Origin of the sequence: Microbacterium sp. zg-Y625, from assembly GCF_030246925.1 — a bacterium.
Lineage (GTDB): Bacteria > Actinomycetota > Actinomycetes > Actinomycetales > Microbacteriaceae > Microbacterium > Microbacterium jiangjiandongii.
Genome location: NZ_CP126740.1, coordinates 1220919 through 1240513, shown reverse-complemented (window position 1 = coordinate 1240513; position 19595 = coordinate 1220919). Strand labels below are relative to the sequence as shown.

Sequence of the window (19595 nt, the reverse complement as noted above, 5' to 3'; positions counted from 1 at the left end):
CGTATGACCGTCGAGATCTCGCGTGGCCACAACCCGCTGCGCGATCCGGACGACCGGCGCCTGAACCGCATCGCCGGTCCGAGCGCGCTCGTCATCTTCGGCGTGACGGGCGACCTGTCACGCAAGAAGCTCATGCCCGCCGTGTACGACCTCGCCAACCGGGGACTGCTGCCGCCGGGATTCGCGCTGGTCGGGTTCGCCCGACGCGACTGGGCCGACGACGACTTCGCGCAGGTGGTGTACGACGCCGTCAAGCAGCACGCGCGCACCCCCTTCCGCGAGGAGACGTGGAAGCAGCTCCTCCAGGGGATCCGCTTCGTCTCGGGCGAGTTCGACGACCCCGACGCCTTCCACCGGCTGCGGGAGACCGTGCACACCCTCGACCGCGAACGCGGCACCATGGGCAACCACGCGTTCTACCTGTCGATCCCGCCGAAGGACTTCCCCCTCGTCGCGAAGCAGCTGAAGGCGTCGGGCCTCGTGGACGACACCTCGGCCGGTGACACCAGCTGGCGCCGCGTCGTGATCGAGAAGCCGTTCGGCAGCGACCTGCAGACCGCGCGCTCCCTCAACGAGGCGCTCGAAGTCGCCTTCCCGGCCGACTCGATCTTCCGCATCGACCACTATCTCGGCAAAGAGACCGTGCAGAACATCCTCGCGCTGCGCTTCGCCAACGAGCTGTACGAGCCGCTGTGGAACCGCAACTACGTCGACCACGTGCAGATCACGATGGCCGAGGACATCGGCGTGGGTGGCCGTGCCGGCTACTACGACGGCATCGGGGCGGCGCGCGACGTCATCCAGAACCACCTGCTCCAGCTGCTGGCGCTCACCGCCATGGAGGAGCCGATCTCGCTGGATGCCACACACCTGCGGGCCGAGAAGGAAAAGGTCCTGGCCGCCGTGCGGCTGCCTGAGGACCTCTCCACGGCCACCGCGCGCGGGCAGTACGCCGGCGGCTGGCAGGGAGGCGAGAAGGTGACCGGGTTCCTCGACGAGGACGGCATGGATCCGGCATCCGCCACCGAGACCTACGCCGCGATCAAGCTCGAGATCGCCACGCGGCGATGGGCGGGCGTCCCGTTCTACCTGCGAACCGGCAAGCGGCTCGGACGCCGCGTGACCGAGATCGCGGTGGTGTTCAAGCGCGCGCCGCAGCACCTGTTCCTGCGCAACCAGACCACCGAGCAGGGGCAGAACGCCCTGGTGATCCGCGTGCAGCCGGACGAGGGCGTCACGATCCGCTTCGGCTCCAAGGTGCCGGGGGCCGCCACCGAGGTGCGCGACGTCACGATGGACTTCGGCTACGGTCACGCCTTCACGGAGTCGAGCCCCGAGGCCTACGAGCGTCTCATCCTCGACGTGCTGCTCGGCGACCCGCCGCTGTTCCCCCGCCACGAGGAGGTCGAGCTGAGCTGGCGCATCCTCGACCCCGTCGAAGAATTCTGGGCGGCGCAGGGCGGACCCGTCGAACAGTACTCCCCCGGTTCCTGGGGCCCGCCATCGGCGGATGAACTGCTGGCCCGCGACGGCCGCGTCTGGAGGCGTCCATGATCGTCGATCTGCCCGACACCACGGTGTCCCAGGTCGCCCGCTCGCTGGTGAAGGTGCGCGAGGAGGGCGGCGCGGTCGCGCTCGGCCGCGTGCTGACGCTGGTCATCGCGACATCGCACGGTCTGGAGGAGGAGGCGATCGACGCCGCCAACGACGCCTCCCGTGAGCACCCCATGCGCGTCATCGTGGTGATGACGAACCCCGAGGGCGAGGCCCGCCTGGACGCGCAGATCCGCGTCGGCGGCGACGCGGGCGCCAGCGAGGTCATCGTGTTGCAGGCTCACGGCGACGCGGCCAGCAACCCCGACAGCCTCATCACGGGCCTGCTGCTGCCGGATGCGCCGGTGGTCGCCTGGTGGCCGGACCACCCGCCGGCGGTGCCGGCCGAGTCCGGCATCGGCCGCATCGCGCAGCGGCGCATCACCGACGCCTCGACGCGCCCATTCGCGGCCGACCGGCTCTCGACGCTCGCGCGCACGTACGCCCCCGGCGACACCGACCTGGCGTGGACCCGCCTCACCCACTGGCGCGAGCAGCTCGCCGCGGTGCTCGACCAGCCGCCCTACGAGCCGGTGACGGCCGTCGAGGTCGTCGGCAGCAGCAGCTCGCCCTCCACGGCGCTGCTGGCCGCGTGGCTGCGGCTGAAGCTCGAGATCCCCGTCACGTGGCGCTACGCCTCGCCCGAGGAGTGGGACCACGGCATCCGTTCCGTGCGCCTCACACGATCCTCCGGCGACATCGTGCTGGAGCGCGCCAACGACATCGACGCGCACCTCTCGCAGCCCCGGCAGCCGGGACACGACATCGTCCTGCCGCGCCGCACGCTGCGCGAATGCCTGGCCGAAGAGCTGCGCAGGCTCGACCCCGACGTCCTCTACGGGCGTGTGATCACGCAGGGCTGGGAACTGCTCGGTCCCGCCGTTACCGGGGTGACGCGTGGCTGAGTTCTTCGCCGAGAAGCGGGTCGTCGTGCGGCCTGACCGGGAGCACGTCGCTCGTTCGGTCGCCTCGCGGTTCCTGTCGCGGCTGGCCAAGCGCACCCACGACGGACGCCTCGCGCACGTCTCGCTGACCGGCGGCGTGATGGGCGCCGAGGTGCTCCGCGAGCTGGGCGGTCATCGCAAGCGCGACAGCGTCGACTGGTCGCTCGTGCACTTCTGGTGGAGCGACGAAAGGTTCGTCCCGCGCGACAGCGCCGAGCGCAACGAGAAGACCGCGCACGCCGAGCTGTTCGACCACATCGACATCCCCGCGGAGAACATCCACCCGATCCCGGCGTCGGACGCCGGGATCGATCTCGACGCCGCGGCCGAGGCGTACGCGCGCGAGCTCGCCCGCTTCGCCGACGACGAGGCGGGCAACGCCTGGCCGACGTTCCAGATCAGCCTCCTCGGCGTGGGGGCCGACGGACACATCGCCTCGCTCTTCCCCGACCGGCCGGAGATCCAGATCACCGACCGCGCGGTGGTCGGGGTGCGCGACTCCCCCAAGCCGCCACCGGAACGGGTCACCCTCACCCGACCGGTGATCAACTCCGCCTCGCGCGTGTGGATGGTCCTGGCCGGGGCCGACAAGGCCGCCGCCCTCGGACTCGCACTCGCCGGCGCGAGCTACGACAGCGTGCCCGCCGCCGGCGCCAAGGGTCGAAAGCGCACCATCCTCTTCGTGGACGAAGCCGCAGCCGCGCAGGTGCCGCCCGAACTCATCGACGGCGAGTACTGAGGCCAGTACACGGACCGGAATGACGAAAGGGGATGCCGCGAGGCATCCCCTTTCGTCGCTCTCGCGAGCGGTGGTCACAAACCGCGGCGCTCCCGCAGCTGCTGCAGCGCGTCGTCGAGGAGCGATTCGGCCTCTTCGTCGGTACGGCGCTCCTTCACATAGGCGAGGTGCGTCTTGTACGGCTCGGGCTTGGCCAGCGCGGGCGGGTTCTGCTGATCGCGGCCGGCCGGAAGCCCGGAGTGCGGCGAGTCGATCGTGTCGGGGATCTCCTCCTCGGAGATGCCGGCGGCGAAGTAGCGCACCGTCTCGTTGCCCAGAGCGTCCCAGTACGACACGGCCACGCGGTCGGCGTGGAAGCCGTGGTCCTGCTCGCCCATCGGTCCTGCTCCCACCCGCGTGCCGCGGATGGCGTTTCCACCTGTAGCCATGTCAGATTCCCTGGAACTTGGTGATCAGGCCGAGGGCCACGATCGAGACGAACCACGCCAGCGCGAGGATCACGGTGAAGCGGTTGAGGTTGCGTTCAGCCAGGCCCGAGGAGCCCATCGCGGATGTCATCCCGCCGCCGAACATATCGGAGAGGCCGCCACCGCGTCCCTTGTGGAGCAGGATGAGAAGGGTCAGCAGCAGGCTGGTGATGCCGAGCAACACCTGCAGGACGAACTCGAGGATTGGCACAGTCGTAGAAGCCTTTCGCTGTGGTCCCTGCGGACCGCACAAGGGTCGAGTATAGCGGGCGATGGCGTGGCGACGGGTTCAGCGGCCGGAGTGGCCGCCGAACCCGTCGTGGATCACACCCCGACGTGCTTCTGGAATCGGATGATCGCCGCGAACTCGTCGACCAGCAGGCTCGCTCCGCCCACCAGTGCGCCGTCGACGTCGGGCTCGCGCATGAAGCTCGCGATGTTGCCCGACTTGACCGACCCGCCGTAGAGCACACGGGTGCGCGCGGCAGCGTCGGCGCCGAGCTTGGCCGCCACGACGTCGCGCAGCTTGGCGCAGACCTCCTGCGCCTGCTCGGGGGTGGCCGCCTGCCCGGACCCGATGGCCCAGACCGGCTCATAGGCCACGACGACGTCGGCATCCGCCGGCACACCGTCGAGAGCCACCTCGAGCTGACCGACGGGCACCGCGCTGGCGCCGTGGGTTTCGAGGTCCTCCGCGGTCTCGCCGACGCAGATCACCGGCACGAGGCCGTGCCGCAGCGCCGCCTGCACCTTGGATGCCACGACCTCATCGGTCTCGGCATGGTACTGCCGGCGCTCGGAGTGACCGATGATGACGTACCGGCAGTCGAGCTTCGACAGGAACGCGCCCGAGATCTCTCCCGTGTACGCGCCCGAATCGTGCGCCGACAGGTCCTGCGCGCCGAGGGCGAACTCGATCTTGTCGGCATCCAGCAGCGTCTGCACCGCCCGCAGGTCGGTGTAGGGCGGGAAGACCGCCACCTCGACACTGCCGTTCTCGTGCTTGGCGTCCTTGAGCGTCCACGCGAGCTTCTGGACGAAGGCGATCGCCTGCAGGTGATCGAGGTTCATCTTCCAGTTGCCCGCGATGAGCGGGGTACGGTTCACTGCCATCCGAGGACCTCCAGTCCGGGCAGACGCTTGCCTTCGAGGAACTCCAGGCTCGCGCCGCCGCCGGTGGAGATGTGACCGAACTGGTCGTCAGAGAATCCGAGCTGACGCACCGCCGCGGCGGAGTCGCCACCGCCGACGACGGAGAGACCGTCGACCTCGGTGAGCGCCTGGGCCACCGTCTTGGTGCCGGCGGCGAAGGCGTCCATCTCGAACACGCCCATGGGGCCGTTCCAGAACACCGTCTTGCTGCCCCGGATCGCGTCGGCGAAGAGCCCCGCGGTCTTGGGACCGATGTCCAGGCCCATGCCCGACGCCCCGAACGGCGTGTCCTCGAGGGCGTCCGCCTCGGCGACCACGTGTTCGGCGTCGGCCGAGAAGGATGCCGCCATGACGGCATCCACCGGCAGCACCAGCTCCACGCCGCGCTCAGCGGCCTGGGCGATGTAGCCGCGGACGGTCTCGAGCTGGTCCTGCTCGAGCAGGCTCTTGCCGACCTTGTGGCCCTGCGCCGCGAGGAAGGTGTACATCATGCCGCCGCCGATGCAGAGTTTCTGCACGCGTGGCAGCAGGTGCTCGATGACGCCCAGCTTGTCGCTGACCTTCGAGCCGCCGAGGACGACCGTGTAGGGCCGCTCCGGCTTCTCGGTCAGGCGGTCGAGCACGTCGACCTCCTTCTCGATCAGGTATCCCGCCGCGGAGGGCAGGATCTGCGCCAGGTCGTAGACCGAGGCCTGCTTGCGGTGCACGACGCCGAAGCCGTCCGACACCAGCACGTCGCCCAGCGACGCGAGCTCCTCGGCGAAGGCGCGGCGCTCGGCCTCGTCCTTCGCCGTCTCCCCCGCGTTGAACCGCAGGTTCTCGATCACCGCGACGTCGCCGTCCTGCAGCGCCGCCACGGTCTCGCGGGCCGAGTCGCCCACGGTGTCGCCGGCGAACGCCACCGGCTTGCCCAGCAGCTCGGAGAGCCGCTGCGCCACCGGCGCAAGGCTGTACTTCTCATCGGGGGCGCCGGCGGGCCGGCCCAGGTGCGAGCACGCGATCACGCGCGCGCCCTGGTTGATCAGTTCGTTCAGCGTGGGAAGCGCGGCCCGCACGCGGCCATCGTCCGCGATGACACCGTCCTTGAGAGGGACGTTGAAATCAGCGCGGACGATGACACGCTTGCCGGCGAGCGACCCCAGCGAATCGAGGGTGCGCAGAGCCATGGTCGTCAGAGCTTGTCGGCGACCAGCTCGGTGAGGTCAACGAGGCGGTTGGAGTAACCCCACTCGTTGTCGTACCAGCCGACGATCTTCACCTGGTTGCCCATGACGCGGATGAGTCCGGCGTCGAAGATGCACGAGTGCGGGTCGGTGACGATGTCGCTGGAGACGATCTCATCCTCGGTGTACTTGAGGATGCCCTTCAGGGGGCCCTCCGCGGCTGCCTTGAAGGCGGCCTTGATGTCCTCGACGGTCACACCGTCGCGCGTCTCGATGGTGAGGTCCGTCGCCGAGCCGGTGGGCACGGGAACGCGCAGCGCGAAGCCGTCAAGCTTGCCCTTGAGCTCCGGCAGCACCAGGCCGATCGCCTTGGCGGCACCCGTGGAGGTCGGGACGATGTTGAGGGCTGCGGCGCGGGCGCGGCGCAGGTCCTTGTGCGGGCCGTCCTGCAGGTTCTGGTCCGCGGTGTAGGCGTGGATCGTGGTCATGAGACCACGCTCGATGCCGAAGTTGTCGTTGAACACCTTGGCCATGGGAGCCAGGCAGTTCGTCGTGCACGACGCGTTCGAGATGATGTGGTGGTTCTCGGGGTCGTAGTCGCCCTCGTTGACGCCGATGACGAACGTCGCGTCCTCACCCGAGGCCGGTGCCGAGATGAGCACCTTCTTCGCGCCGCCTTCGATGTGCTTGCGCGCATCGTCGGCCTTCGTGAAGCGGCCGGTCGACTCGATGACGATGTCGACGCCCAGCTCGCCCCAGGGCAGGTTGGCGGGGTCACGCTCTTCGAAGACCCTGATCTTCTTGTCGCCGACCGTGATCGAATCCGCGTCGTACGTCACGTCGGCGTCGAGGCGGCCGAGGATCGAGTCGTACTTGAGCAGATGCGCCAGGGTCTTGTTGTCGGTGAGGTCGTTCACCGCCACGATGTCGAGGTCCGCCCCCTGCGCGAGCGCGGCGCGGAGGTAGTTGCGTCCAATGCGGCCGAAGCCGTTGATGCCGATCTTGACAGACACGATGTCTCCCGGTTTCCGTCGCGCCGGCGGCGCCTGCTCGGCGCTCCAGACACGCGATCTCTGTGACAGAGAGGATGCCGGAACCCGCCCGTTTCCGGGGAGGATTCAGGCATCCTCACCTGTCTTCGACACTACAGCAGACCGGCGGTCTTCTCACGGGCCGTGTCGAACCGATCCGACACATTCGCCCAGTTGGCGATGTTCCAGAACGCCTTCACGTAGTCGGCGCGCACGTTGCTGTAGTCCAGGTAGTAGGCGTGCTCCCACACGTCGAGGAGCAGCAGGGGCACGGTGCCGGCCGCGAGCTGGTTCTGCTGATCGAAGAACTGCTGGATGATCAGGTTCTGGCCCAGCGAGTCCCAGAACAGTCCCGCCCAGCCGGATCCCTGCACGCCGAGCGCGGCGGCGGAGAAGTGCGCCTGGAACTTGTCGAACGAGCCGAAGTGGTCGTCGATCGCCGACGCGAGGTCGCCGACCGGCTTGTCGCCGCCCTCGGGAGACAGGTTCGTCCAGAAGATCGAGTGGTTGACGTGGCCGCCGAGGTTGAACGACAGGTCCTTCTCGAGCTTGTTGACGTACGCGAAGTTTCCCGTCTCGCGGGCCTCCGCGAGCTGCTCGAGCGCCGTGTTCGCGCCGGTCACGTATGCCTGGTGGTGCTTGTCGTGGTGCAGCTGCATGATCTTCGCACTGATGTGCGGTTCCAGCGCCGCGTAGTCGTACGGCAGCTCGGGCAGTGTGTATGTCGCCATGTTCGCTTCTTCCTGTCGGCGCCGCGCCGAAATCCTCGGAGCGGCGAGGGGACGTGGATCATCCTAGTGAGCGACAACACCGGCGGCACAAGGTTGCTTCCCGATGACCGAGGCGGTATCGACGGGGTCGTATGCACGCCGTTTCCTTCACAGCGCCGGGGGGTGCGCGGGTTATCCACAACAGGCTTTCAGCCTGGGGTTTGTGGACCGGTCGATGTCGGTGGTCGGCGGGAGGATTGCGGGCATGAACACCTCCCCGGCACACTCCCGCAGCGACACCCGGTCGCTCGGCGCGGTGGTCGCGGGGCTCGAGGTGACGCGCCGGCGGATCGCGGCGCTGCAGGCGGAGGAGCTGGGACTGCTGGCACGCGCGGACGCGATCGCGGCGGAGCAGACCGCGCGGGTGCCGTCGAGTGAGCGGCGGGAGCGGGAGATGCCGGCGCGGGCGATCGCGGCGGAAGTGGGGGCGGCGCTGCGACGGCCGGACCGGGGCATGCAGGACCGCATGCGGGACGCCACGACGCTGGTGGGCGGGTTCGCGGCGACGGTGGCGGCGTTGCGGGAGGGGCGGATCGACAGCGCGCATGTGCGGGTGATCCGGGATGCCGGGGCGGGGATTGTCGACCCTGAGACGCGTGCCCGGTTCGAGCAGGCGGCGCTGGTGGTGTGCGAGCGGGAGACCCCGGGGCGGGCGAAGCCGATCGTCGCGATGATCGCACAGAAGCTGCACCCGGTGCCGCTGGCGGACCGGCACGCCGAGGCGGCCGCGGGCCGGCGGGTGTGGGTGCGGGACCTCGACGACGGGATGGCGGAACTCGCCGCGGTGCTGCCGGCGGAGCTCGCGTACGCGATCCGGGACCGCCTCACCCAGCATGCCCGGGAGGTCACCGCCGCGCACCGGGCACGCGCCGCGGAGGCAGAGACTGCGGCTGATCCGGTGGCCACCGATACCCGCACCACCGACCAGATCCGCGCGGACGTGCTCACCGACCTGCTGCTCACCGGGTGCGCCACCGCCCCGGCTGCCACCGGCGCCATCCCGGCAGGGGCGGCGGTGACCGCGCAGGTGCAGATCGTGATCCCCGCCGACACCCTCACCGGAGCGGGCACCGCACCGGCAGAACTCGCCGGGTACGGACCCATCGACCCCGACACCGCCCGGCACCTCGCCGCGACCGCGGAGCTGTGGGAGCGGGTGTTCACCTCCCCGACCACGGGCGCGGTGCTGCAGGTCGACACGTACCGGCCCACCCGGGCGCAACGCCGGCACCTCGACGCCCGCGACGAGCACTGCCGGTTCCCCGGCTGCCGACGCCCCGCCCGGTTCTGCGACCACGACCACACCCACGACCACGCCCGCGGCGGACCCACCGCCGTCTGCAACCTCGCCAACCTCTGCGAACGACACCACGGCATGAAACACGCCACCGCGTGGACGGTGATCCAGAAACCCCACGGCATCCTCGAATGGACCAGCCCCACCGGCCGCGTCTACCCCGACAGCCCCAGACGCGTCCTCGAGTTCACCGCCCTCGCGGCAGCACAGCAACCCCCACCGTTCTGAGGCTGAGAGCGAACCGCGTGGGCTCGTCAGTCGTCGTCGCCGGCCGGGACGGCCGACTCGGTGTCGGGGATACCCTCGGCTTCGGCCTTCTTGTCCGCCATCGCCAGCAGGCGGCGGATGCGGCCGGCGACGGCATCCTTCGTCAGCGGCGGGTCGGCGTGGTGGCCCAGCTCGTCCAGGCTCGCGTCACGGTGCGCCAGGCGCAGCTCGCCGGCCTGCTTCAGGTGCGGCGGCACCTCGTCGCCGAGGATCTCCATAGCCCGCTCCACGCGTGCGCACGCCGCGACGGCGGCCTGTGCGGAGCGGCGCAGGTTGGCGTCGTCGAAGTTGACCAGGCGGTTGACGCCGGCACGCACCTCGCGGCGCTGGCGCAGCTGCTCCCATTCCGCGGCGGTGCGCACCGCACCCATCTCGGCCAGCGCGGCGCGAATGGCCTCGCCGTCGCGCACGACGACGCGGGGCACTCCGCGCACTTCACGCGCCTTGGCGGCGATGCCGAGGCGGTGAGCGGCGCCGACGAGCGCCATGGCCGCCTCGCCCGATGGGCACGAGATCTCGAGCGCCGCCGAGCGGCCCGGGTCGCTGAGCGTGCCCGCCGCGAGGAAGGCCCCCCGCCAGACGGCCGCCAGATCGGGGCGCGCGCCGGTGGTGAGCTTGTTGGGCAGCCCGCGCACCGGGCGACGCCGCTGATCGAGCAGCCCGGTCTGACGGGCCAGCGTCTCACCGCCGTCGATGACGCGCACAGCGAAGTGACCGCCGACACGGCCCCCCGACGCCTGCACGTGGGCGAGTTCGGGCCGCACGCCGTAGATCTCCATGAGGTCGCGAGCCACGCGACGGGCCAGGCCGTCGGACTCGAGTTCGGCCTCGACGGCGACGCGGCCGGCGATCGAGTGCAGGCCGCCGGAGAACCGCAGCAGCGCTGTCAGTTCGGCGACGCGCGCGGTGGGTCGCGGGTCGCGAATGGCGGCCAACTCGGCCTTCACGTCAGCGGTCAAAGGCACGGGATTCCTTCCGAGAGGCGCAGGGGACGATCGTCCAGCTTACTCTCGACCGAGGTCCCGATGCTTCACACGCACGGCGACGCCGGGCAGCGCCGCCAGTCTCCGTGCCAGTTCTTCGGCGGTCGCTACCGAGCGGTGCTTGCCGCCGGTGCACCCGACGGCGACGGTGGAGTGAGGCTTGTTCTCGCGCTGATATCCGGCCAGAACCGGCTGCAACGCCGCGACGTACGCGTCGAGGAACTCCACCGCGCCCGGCTGCCCGAAGACGTAGTCGCGTACGGCATCGTCCTTGCCGGTGAGCGACTTCAGGTCCTCGACCCAGAACGGGTTCGGCAGGAAGCGCATGTCCGCCACGAGGTCGGCATCCGACGGCAGCCCGTATTTGAAGCCGAAGCTCATGACGGTGAGCGTGTGCCGGGCGGACCCTTCGGTGGCGAAGAGGTCGACGATGCGGGTGGCCAGCTGGTGGATGTTGTTGTTGGAGGTGTCGACGATGAGATCGGCGCTCTCGCGCACGCGCGCCAGTCGTGCGCGCTCCCGGTGGATGCCGTCGAGGAGCGTCCCCTCACCCTGCAGCGGGTGCGGCCGACGCACCGATTCGAAGCGACGCACCAGCACGTCGTCGGAGGCGTCCAGGAACAGCACGCGCAGGTGCCTGCCGTGGCGCAGCGCCTGCGTGATGCGGGGAAGCTCGGCGAAGAGGTCGCGGCCGCGCACGTCGACCACCGCGGCGACCTTCGGCAGCGAGCCGCCGGCGAGCTCGCTGAGATCCAGCAGCGGACGAAGCATCTGCGGCGGAAGGTTGTCGACGACGTACCAGCCGAGATCCTCGAGGGCGTTGGCGGCGGTGGTGCGCCCCGCGCCGGACATGCCCGTGACGATGAGGACCTCACCCGCGTCCTGTGCCGTCATCAAGCGCCTCCGTCGTCCCCTACACCCTACCGGCGCGCGAGGTGCTCGTGGACCGTGGCGGCGAGCTTGGGACCGATGCCGGGAAGCTCGGCGATCTGCTCGGGCGTGGCTTCGCTCAGGGCGGCCACGGAGCCGAAGTGTCGCAGCAGCGCCTTGATGCGGGTGGCACCGAGCCCGGGAACCTCGCTGAGCACGCTGTTGATGTCACGTCGACGACGCTTGCGCTGATGCGTGATGGCGAACCGGTGGGCTTCATCGCGCAACCGCTGCAGCAGATACAGCGCCTCGGAGGTCCGCGGCAGGATCACGGGATAGTCCTCCCCCGGCAGCCACACCTCTTCGAGCCGCTTGGCGATTCCGCACAGGGCGATCTCCTCATGGCCGGCGTCGGCCAGCGCCCTCGCCGCCGCCTCCACCTGCGGCTTGCCGCCGTCGACCACCAGCAGCTGCGGCCGGTAGGCGAACCGCGGCTTCTTGCGCGCGGGGGCGACGACCTCGCCGTCATCGGTGGGCTGCGGCTCGGGCTCGTCCTGCTCCTCGGGACGGTTGAGATACGCCAGTCGCCGGGTGAGCACCTGGTGGATCGAGTCGGTGTCGTCCGTCGTCTCGGGCACGCCGAACGTGCGGTACTGGTCCTTGCGAGGAAGACCGTCCTCGAAGACCACCATCGAGGCCACGACGTGCGTGCCTCCCAGGTGCGAGACGTCGAAGCACTCGATGCGCAGCGGTGCTTCGCTGAGCCCGAGGGCCTCCTGCAGGTCGGTCAGCGCCTGCGTGCGGGCGACGTAATCGCTCGTACGACGCGTCTTGTGCAGCATGAGGGCCTGCTGGGCGTTGAGGTTCGCGGTCTTCATGAGCTCCGCCTTGCGGCCCCGCTGCGCCACCTGGATCGACACCCGCTTGCCGCGACGGGCGCTCAGCCACTCCTCGATGTCGCCGGCGTCCTCGGGGAGAGCGGGCACGAGCACCTGACGCGGGATGTCCGCCGCCGCCGCATCGCCGTAGCTGCGCTGCAGCACCTGGTCGACGAGATCGGCTCCCGAGATGTCGATCTCCTTCTCGATGGTGCTGGCGCGAACCCCGCGCACGCGCCCGCCGCGCACGACGAAGTGCTGCACGGTGGCCGCGAGCTCGTCCTCGGCGATGCCGAACAGGTCGGCGTCGGTGTCGTCCGACAGCACGAGGGCACTCTTGTTCAGCACTGCGTCGATCGCCTGCAGCTTGTCGCGGTAGACGGCGGCCGTCTCGTAATCCATGGCCGCCGCGGCTTCCTTCATGCGGGCGGTGAGCTCGCGTGCGAAGCGCTGGTCGCCTCCGGACATGAAGGCGACGAAGTCGTCGACCATCGCACGGTGCTCTTCGATCGACACCTTCATCGAGCAGGGGCCCCCGCAGCGCCCGATCTGCCCGGGGAAGCACGGCCGCCCGCTGGCCATCGCCTTCTTGTACGACGAGTCCGAGCACGTGCGGATCGGGAAGACCCGGATCATGAGATCGATCGTGTCGTGCACCGCCCACACCTTCGGGTACGGCCCGAAGTACTTGGCCCCCGGGATGCGGCGGTTGCGCGTCACGATCACCCGCGGTGCCTCATCGGCGAGCGTCACCGCCATGAACGGATAGGACTTGTCGTCCCGGTAGCGCACGTTGAACGGCGGATCGAACTCCTTGATCCACATGTACTCCAGCTGCAGGGAGTCCACGTCGCTGGCGACCACCGTCCACTCCACGGATGCCGCTGTGGTCACCATGCGGCGGGTACGCGTGTGCAGCGTGTGCAGCGGGGCGAAGTAGTTCGACAGCCGCGCACGCAGGTTCTTCGCCTTGCCGACGTACAGCACACGCCCGTCGGCGTCGCGGAAGCGGTACACCCCCGGGTTGGTCGGGATCTCCCCCGGCTTCGGCTTGTACGGGAGGGCGGGAGCGGAGCGCGGCATCCGCTCAGCCCGCCTTGCGGACCGCCTGCGCGTCGCCGAGCACTTCGGCCAGGAACGCGCCGGTGTGGCTGCCCGCGGTGCGGGCCACCTTCTCGGGCGTGCCGGTGGCGACGATCTGACCGCCGCCGGAACCGCCCTCAGGCCCCAGGTCGATGACCCAGTCCGCCGACTTGATCACGTCGAGGTTGTGCTCGATGACGATGACGGTGTTGCCCTTGTCGACGAGGCCGCCCAGCACCTCGAGCAGACGCGCCACGTCTTCGAAGTGCAAGCCGGTGGTCGGCTCATCGAGAACGTAGATGCTGCGCCCGTTGGAGCGGCGCTGCAGCTCGGTCGCGAGCTTCACGCGCTGCGCCTCACCGCCCGAGAGGGTGGTGGCCGACTGCCCGAGACGCACGTACCCGAGTCCCACGTCGACGAGGGTCTTGAGGTAGCGGTGGATCGCCTGGATCGGCTCGAAGAACTCGGCCGCCTCGGAGATGGGCATCTCCAGCACCTCGGCGATGTTCTTGCCCTTGTAGTGCACCGCCAGCGTGTCGCGGTTGTACCGCTTGCCGTGACACACCTCGCAGTCGACGTACACGTCGGGAAGGAAGTTCATCTCGATCTTGATGGTGCCGTCACCGGAGCAGGCCTCGCAGCGACCGCCCTTGACGTTGAAGCTGAACCGACCCGGCTGGTAGCCGCGCACCTTCGCCTCGGGCGTCTCGCTGAACAGGGTGCGGATGCGGTCGAACACGCCGGTGTACGTGGCGGGGTTCGAGCGGGGCGTACGGCCGATCGGCGCCTGGTCGACGTGCACGACCTTGTCGAGGTTGTCGAGCCCGGTGACGCGCGTGTGCTTGCCGGCGAGGCGGCGCGCGCCGTTGAGCCGGGTGGCGAGCACCTCGTAGAGGATGCCGTTGACGAGCGTCGACTTGCCCGACCCGCTGACGCCGGTGACCGCGGTCAGCACCCCGAGGGGGAATTCCGCCGTGACGTTCTTGAGGTTGTTCTCGCGCGCGCCGACCACCGTCAGCATGCGCTTCTTGTCGATGGGCCGACGCTTGGCCGGGGTCGGGATGGAGCGGCGCCCCGACAGGTACTCCCCGGTGAGGGAGTTGCGGTCCTCCAGCAGCGATGCCAGCGGCCCGGAGTGCACGACGTGGCCGCCGTCGACGCCGGCGCGGGGCCCGATGTCGACGACCCAGTCGGCGGCGTGGATGGTCTCCTCGTCGTGCTCCACGACGATGAGCGTGTTGCCGAGGGCCTTCAGCTTCAGCAGGGTCTCGATGAGCCGCCTGTTGTCGCGCTGGTGCAGCCCGATGGACGGCTCGTCGAGCACGTAGAGCACCCCGGTCAGTCCGGAGCCGATCTGCGTCGCCAGTCGGATGCGCTGGGCCTCTCCGCCCGAGAGCGAACCGGCGGCGCGGCTGAGCGTGAGGTAGTTGAGCCCGACCTGCACGAGAAAGTCCAGGCGCGCGCGGATCTCGCGCAGCACCGCCGCGGCGATCTGTGCCTCACGGTCGGTGAGCTCGAGCTGCGCGAAGTACTCCTGCGCCTCGGCCAGGCTCAGCCGGGAGGCGTCGGCGATCGAGTGGCCGTGCACGAGCACGGCGAGCACCTCGGGCTTCAGCCGGTCGCCGTTGCAGACCTGGCAGGGCACCTCCCGCAGGTACTCCGACCAGCGCTGACGCTGGCTGTCGGACTCGGCCTGGGCGTACTGCCGCTCGATGTACGGCACGACCCCCTCGAAGCCCGACGCGTAGCGCATCTCACGGCCGTAGCGGTTCTTCCACTTGACGGTGACCTTGTAGTTCTCGCCGCGCAGCACCGCATCCTTGATGTCCTGCGGGAGCTTTCGCCATGGCGTGTCGAGCGAGAACTTGAGGTCCCGCGCCAGACCTTCGAGCAGCCGCTCGTAGTACTGGTACAGACCCTTGCCCTGAGTCGTCCAGGGGATGAGCACGCCCTCGCTGATGGAGAGATCCTCATCGGCGATCATGAGGTCGACGTCGACCGACATCTTCGTGCCGAGCCCCGAGCAGGCGGGGCAGGCGCCGAAGGGCGCGTTGAACGAGAAGGTGCGGGGCTCGATCTCGGTGAGCTGGATCGCGTGGCCGTTCGGGCAGGCCAGCTTCTCGGAGAACGACTGCCAGGCGTCGTCGCCCTCTTCATCGACGAAGTTGACCTGCATGATCCCGCCGGCCAGTCCCAGGGCGGTCTCGACCGAGTCGGTCACGCGGCTCAGGATGTCGGGCCCGGCCACCAGGCGGTCGACCACGACGGCGATGTCGTGCTTGTAGCTCTTCTTGAGCTTGGGAGCCTCCGCGAGCTGCACGAGGTCGCCGTCGACGACAGCGCGCGCGTAGCCCTTCGCGCTGAGCTCCTTGAAGAGGTCGGCGAACTCACCCTTCTTCTGCGAGACGACGGGAGCCACCACCTGGTACCGCGTGCCGTCGGGCAGCTCCATGAGCTGGTCGGCGATCTGCTGCACCGTCTGACGCTGGATGCGCTCACCGCACTCCGGACAGTGCGGCACCCCGATGCGCGCCCAGAGCAGTCGCATGTAGTCGTGGATCTCGGTGATCGTGCCCACCGTCGAGCGCGGGTTGCGGTTGGTCGACTTCTGATCGATCGAGACGGCCGGGCTCAGGCCTTCGATGAAGTCCACGTCGGGCCGGTCGACCTGCCCGAGGAACTGGCGAGCGTACGAGCTCAGCGACTCGACGTAGCGACGCTGCCCCTCGGCGAAGATGGTGTCGAACGCGAGACTCGACTTTCCCGAGCCCGAGAGGCCGGTGAACACGACGAGCGCGTCGCGCGGAATGTCGAGGTCGACGTTCTTCAGATTGTGTACGCGGGCACCGCGGACGCTGAGCGTTCCGCGGGAGTTTCCGGGCGCGGGGACAGAGACGATGGGCACCGATCAAGTCTAGGCGGGGCCTCGGACACCGGCTCGGAAAACCCTGCGAGGCGCGCGCGTGGTAGGGCACCGCCCCGCCACTCGTCAACCGGCGATGGGCACGAGCGTCGCCGCGTAGCGTGCCGTGCAGTCCACCCCCCGCGACGATGGAGGATCCATTGCACAAGGACCGCAAGCCCACCCGCGACGACATCGCGATCCCCGGCGTCCCCGCGCCGGCGCCGCCGACTCTGGCGGAACCCACCGAACCGACCGAGCCGCTGCCCCCGAAGCCGGATCAGGCGGCGCCGAAGACGGTGACGCCCACGGGCGCCGAGACCGGTCTTCCGCCGAGCGCCGTCGCTCAGCAGGGCAGCCGCCTCACCACGGCGCAGGGCACCCGCGTTCGTGACACCGACCACTCCCTGAAGGCCGGAGCGCGGGGACCCGTGCTGCTGCAGGACCACCACCTGCGGGAGAAGATCACCCACTTCGACCACGAGCGCATCCCGGAGCGGGTCGTGCACGCCCGAGGCGCCGCCGCCCACGGCACCTTCCGCGCCAACGGGGCCGCCTCCTCCGTCACCCACGCCCAGTTCCTGCAGAAGGGTGCCACCACCCGCGTGTTCGTGCGGTTCTCGACCGTGCTCGGCTCCCGCGGCTCGGCGGACACCGTGCGCGACACGAGGGGGTTCTCCACGAAGTTCTACACCGAGGAGGGCGTCTACGACCTCGTCGCGAACAACATCCCGGTGTTCTTCATCCAGGACGCCATCAAGTTCCCCGACGTCATCCACGCAGGAAAGCCGCACCCCGACCGCGAGATTCCGCAGGCCCAGTCGGCCCATGACACGTTCTGGGACTTCGTCTCCCTGCACACCGAGGCCCAGGCGCACGCCATGTGGAACATGTCCGACCGCGGCATCCCCCGCTCCTACCGGATGATGGAGGGCTTCGGCGTGCACACCTTCCGCATGGTGAACGCGGACGGGGCCACGTCGCTGGTGAAGTTCCACTGGCGCCCCAAGCTCGGCACGCACGCTCTGACGTGGGAGGAGGCTCAGCTGGCGGCGGGCAAGGACCCCGACTTCCACCGCCGCGACCTCGCCGATGCGATCGAGGCCGGCGCCTTCCCGCAGTGGGATCTGGCGCTGCAGGTCATGCCCGACACCGAGGATGAGACCTTCGAGGGCATCGACCTGCTCGACCCGACGAAGTTCGTTCCCGAGGAGCTCGCGCCGCTGCAGGTGGTGGGCACCATGACGCTGGACGCCAACCCGACCAACTTCTTCGCCGAGACGGAGCAGGTCGCCTTCCACCCGGGCCACCTCGTGCCGGGAATCGACGTGACGAACGACCCGCTGCTGCAGGGCCGGCTCTTCTCCTACCTCGACACGCAGATCAGCCGACTGGGCGGCCCGAACTTCGCCCAGCTGCCCATCAACCGCCCGCACGCCGACGTCAACGACATGCTCCGCGACGGCATGCACCAGACAGCGGTGCACCGTGGCGTTGCGCCGTACCAGCCGAACTCGCTCGACGGCGGCTGCCCGTTCCACGCCGGCGCCGACGAGTCGACGTTCGCCGACCTGCCGGTGCGGGTGGCCGAGTCGGTGAAGGAGCGCGCGCAGCCGGCGAGCTTCGACGACCACTACTCGCAGGCACGCCTGTTCTACCGGTCGCTCACGCCGCTCGAGCAGCAGCACGCCGCCGAGGCCTACGCGTTCGAACTGGGCAAGTGCTACGAGCAGGCCATCAAGGAGCGTCAGCTGCAGGCCCTCGCCAACATCGACGCCGACCTCTGCGCATCGGTCGCCGATGCGCTGGGACTGCCCGCCCCCGAGGCCACCGTTCCCGTGACCGACGCGCCGCCGAGCCCGGCGCTGTCGCTGCTCGGCCAGCGGTGGCCGATCGAAGGCCGCACCGTCGGCATCATCGCGGATGAGCACACCGACCAGGGGGAGCTCGGCCGCACCCGCGCGGCGATCCACGCCACAGGCGCCGTGCCGCTGGTCGTGGCCCCGCGCGGCGGCATGCTCGGCACCGTGCCGGTGCAGCGCACGGCACACACCGCCGCGAGCATCGAGTTCGACGCGGTCATCGCGCTGTCGGCGTCGCCCGACCCGCGCACCGCGCGGCTCTTCGACGAGGCCTTCCGCCACGGCAAGGCGATCGGCGTGACCGATGCCGCGAGCGCCCTGCTGCGCGACGCGCGCATCCCCGTCGACGCCCCCGGCATCGTCGCGGGATCGGCCGAGCAGGTCGTGGCCGGCGTGCTCGACCTCATGCCCGAGCACCGCGTCTGGACCCGCTGGCAGGCGCCCCTGCGCTGACGGTCAGGCTCGCCCCGTTCCCGAGAACGGGGCGAGCCCGTCCCGCAGGGCCGCGAGCGCCGCGGCATCCACCCCCACGCGCTGCATGATCTGCTCCGGCACGCGCCGGGCCTCCTGGCGCAAGGCGACTCCCGCCTCGGTGAGGGCGATGTCGAGCACGCGCTCGTCGTTGCGACGACGGGTGCGGGTGACCCGGCCCTGCGCCTCCAGCCGCTTGACCAGCGGCGACAGGGTGGCCGGCTCCATCGCCAGCTCGTCGGCGAGGTTCCGCAGCGACCGCGGGGCGCTCTCCCAGAGCGCGAGCATCACGAGGTACTGCGGGTGCGTCAGCCCGAGGGGCTCCAGCACCGGGCGGTAGATCGCGACGACGTTGCGGGCGGCGGTGACGATGGCGAAGCAGACCTGGTTCTCGAGCTTCAGCAGGTCGTCGGCACCGTCCACGCCCCCGAGTCTAGCCATTCGTTAGTACACTAATGATCATGACGCGCAGCGACCCGGACCGCCCTCCCCTGCGCGAACGCGTCCGCGAAGCCGGCGGCTGGTACGCCTACCTCAATTCGCGCCTGATCAAGGTCGCCGGCCCCGCGTCCGTGGGACCCTACGACGCCGAGCCCGAGCCCACGCGCACCGAACGGGCCTGCCCGCTGTGCGGCAAGCCGATGTCGCAGCACACGTTCGACCGCTCGGGGCCGAAACCCCTCATGACCTGCCCCTGACTCAGCGCAGGCGCACCGATCCGTCGGCTTCGAGTGGCCAGCCCGGATTGACCGCCACCTCCCACGGGTGCCCGTCGGGATCCACGAACACCCCGGAATAGCCGCCCCATTCGGTCTCGGCGGCCGGGCGCGCGACACGGGCACCGGCCTGCTGGGCGGTCCGCAGGATGTCGTCGACCTCGGCGGGCCGCTCCACGTTGTGGGCGAGGGTCACCCCGCCCCACCCGCCACTGTCCGCCACACCGGAATCCGCCGCCAGGGCCGCCCGCGCCCACAGCGCCACGACCATGCCTCCGGCCTGGAAGAAGGCGATGTCACCGGGAACCGATCGGGGGTGCGGTTCCCAGCCGAGCGCGCGGTAGAACGCGATCGACCGCTCCAGGTCCGCCACTCCGAGGGTGACGAGGGAGAGCCGCTGCTGCATG

General features: G+C 69.9%; 18 protein-coding genes. 6 read left to right on the top strand and 12 right to left on the bottom strand.

The features are described from left to right. Positions 1-3 precede the first annotated feature (3 nt). From zwf to pgl, 3 genes are read left to right on the top strand one after another with little or no spacing between them, the layout of a single operon-like run. Complete coding sequence (gene zwf / locus QNO14_RS05595) at positions 4-1554, top strand: glucose-6-phosphate dehydrogenase (protein ID WP_257493704.1); 1551 nt, start codon at positions 4-6, stop codon at positions 1552-1554. Further along, a complete protein-coding gene (locus QNO14_RS05590) occupies positions 1551-2498 on the top strand; it encodes a glucose-6-phosphate dehydrogenase assembly protein OpcA (protein WP_257493705.1) in 948 nt (315 codons plus the stop codon). Before zwf ends, QNO14_RS05590 begins: the two co-directional genes overlap by 4 nt. Then, positions 2491-3276, top strand: coding sequence for a 6-phosphogluconolactonase (gene pgl, locus QNO14_RS05585; protein ID WP_257505896.1), 786 nt, complete (start codon positions 2491-2493; stop codon positions 3274-3276). Before QNO14_RS05590 ends, pgl begins: the two co-directional genes overlap by 8 nt. 74 nt (positions 3277-3350) lie before the next feature. Here the strand turns inward: pgl and QNO14_RS05580 are convergent, their stop codons facing one another. From QNO14_RS05580 to QNO14_RS05555, 6 genes are all read right to left on the bottom strand, one after another. Further along, positions 3351-3704, bottom strand: a complete 354-nt coding sequence (locus QNO14_RS05580) for an RNA polymerase-binding protein RbpA (RefSeq protein ID WP_257493707.1) — start codon at positions 3702-3704, stop codon at positions 3351-3353. Position 3705: 1 nt separating this feature from the next. Next, positions 3706-3954: a preprotein translocase subunit SecG gene (secG, locus tag QNO14_RS05575; protein ID WP_257493708.1), complete on the bottom strand. Its 249-nt coding sequence runs from the start codon at positions 3952-3954 to the stop codon at positions 3706-3708. 113 nt (positions 3955-4067) lie between these two features. Next, positions 4068-4856: a triose-phosphate isomerase gene (gene tpiA / locus QNO14_RS05570; protein ID WP_257493709.1), complete on the bottom strand. Its 789-nt coding sequence runs from the start codon at positions 4854-4856 to the stop codon at positions 4068-4070. Then, positions 4847-6061, bottom strand: coding sequence for a phosphoglycerate kinase (locus QNO14_RS05565; RefSeq protein ID WP_257493710.1), 1215 nt, complete (start codon positions 6059-6061; stop codon positions 4847-4849). The genes tpiA and QNO14_RS05565 overlap by 10 nt, the downstream gene beginning before the upstream one ends. A 5-nt stretch (positions 6062-6066) precedes the next feature. Further along, entirely contained in the window at positions 6067-7071 is a 1005-nt protein-coding gene (gap, locus tag QNO14_RS05560; protein ID WP_257493711.1) for a type I glyceraldehyde-3-phosphate dehydrogenase, read from the bottom strand. 131 nt (positions 7072-7202) lie between these two features. Then, positions 7203-7820, bottom strand: coding sequence for a superoxide dismutase (locus QNO14_RS05555; protein WP_257493712.1), 618 nt, complete (start codon positions 7818-7820; stop codon positions 7203-7205). A gap of 244 nt (positions 7821-8064) precedes the next feature. On the opposite strand from QNO14_RS05555, the gene QNO14_RS05550 reads away from it, so the two are divergent. Beyond that, positions 8065-9384, top strand: coding sequence for an HNH endonuclease signature motif containing protein (locus QNO14_RS05550; RefSeq protein ID WP_257505895.1), 1320 nt, complete (start codon positions 8065-8067; stop codon positions 9382-9384). A gap of 26 nt (positions 9385-9410) precedes the next feature. On the opposite strand, the gene whiA is transcribed toward QNO14_RS05550, so the two are convergent. The 4 genes from whiA to uvrA are packed head-to-tail and all read right to left on the bottom strand — an operon-like array spanning position 9411 to position 16142. After that, positions 9411-10388, bottom strand: coding sequence for a DNA-binding protein WhiA (gene whiA, locus QNO14_RS05545; protein WP_257493714.1), 978 nt, complete (start codon positions 10386-10388; stop codon positions 9411-9413). 39 nt (positions 10389-10427) lie between these two features. Continuing rightward, the gene (gene rapZ, locus QNO14_RS05540; RefSeq protein ID WP_257493715.1) at positions 10428-11300 is read right to left on the bottom strand and encodes an RNase adapter RapZ; all 873 of its coding nucleotides are present in this window, start codon (positions 11298-11300) and stop codon (positions 10428-10430) included. A 26-nt stretch (positions 11301-11326) separates the two neighbouring features. Further along, on the bottom strand, positions 11327-13237 hold the full coding sequence (gene uvrC, locus QNO14_RS05535; RefSeq protein WP_257505894.1) for an excinuclease ABC subunit UvrC: 1911 nt from the start codon (positions 13235-13237) through the stop codon (positions 11327-11329). Positions 13238-13241: 4 nt separating this feature from the next. Then, positions 13242-16142, bottom strand: coding sequence for an excinuclease ABC subunit UvrA (gene uvrA / locus QNO14_RS05530; protein WP_257493717.1), 2901 nt, complete (start codon positions 16140-16142; stop codon positions 13242-13244). Between the two features lie 146 nt (positions 16143-16288). Here uvrA and QNO14_RS05525 point away from each other — a divergent pair, with 146 nt between their 5' ends. Continuing rightward, complete coding sequence (locus QNO14_RS05525; protein ID WP_257505893.1) at positions 16289-18454, top strand: catalase; 2166 nt, start codon at positions 16289-16291, stop codon at positions 18452-18454. Between the two features lie 3 nt (positions 18455-18457). On the opposite strand, the gene QNO14_RS05520 is transcribed toward QNO14_RS05525, so the two are convergent. Beyond that, positions 18458-18895 carry a MarR family winged helix-turn-helix transcriptional regulator gene (locus tag QNO14_RS05520; RefSeq protein ID WP_257493720.1) on the bottom strand — a complete coding sequence of 146 codons (438 nt, stop codon included), beginning with the start codon at positions 18893-18895 and terminating at the stop codon, positions 18458-18460. Positions 18896-18927: 32 nt separating this feature from the next. Between QNO14_RS05520 and QNO14_RS05515 the strand changes: the two genes are divergently transcribed. After that, entirely contained in the window at positions 18928-19170 is a 243-nt protein-coding gene (locus QNO14_RS05515; RefSeq protein ID WP_257493721.1) for a hypothetical protein, read from the top strand. A 1-nt stretch (position 19171) separates the two neighbouring features. Here the strand turns inward: QNO14_RS05515 and QNO14_RS05510 are convergent, their stop codons facing one another. Then, the gene (locus QNO14_RS05510) at positions 19172-19594 is read right to left on the bottom strand and encodes a VOC family protein (protein ID WP_257505889.1); all 423 of its coding nucleotides are present in this window, start codon (positions 19592-19594) and stop codon (positions 19172-19174) included. Position 19595 lies beyond the last annotated feature (1 nt).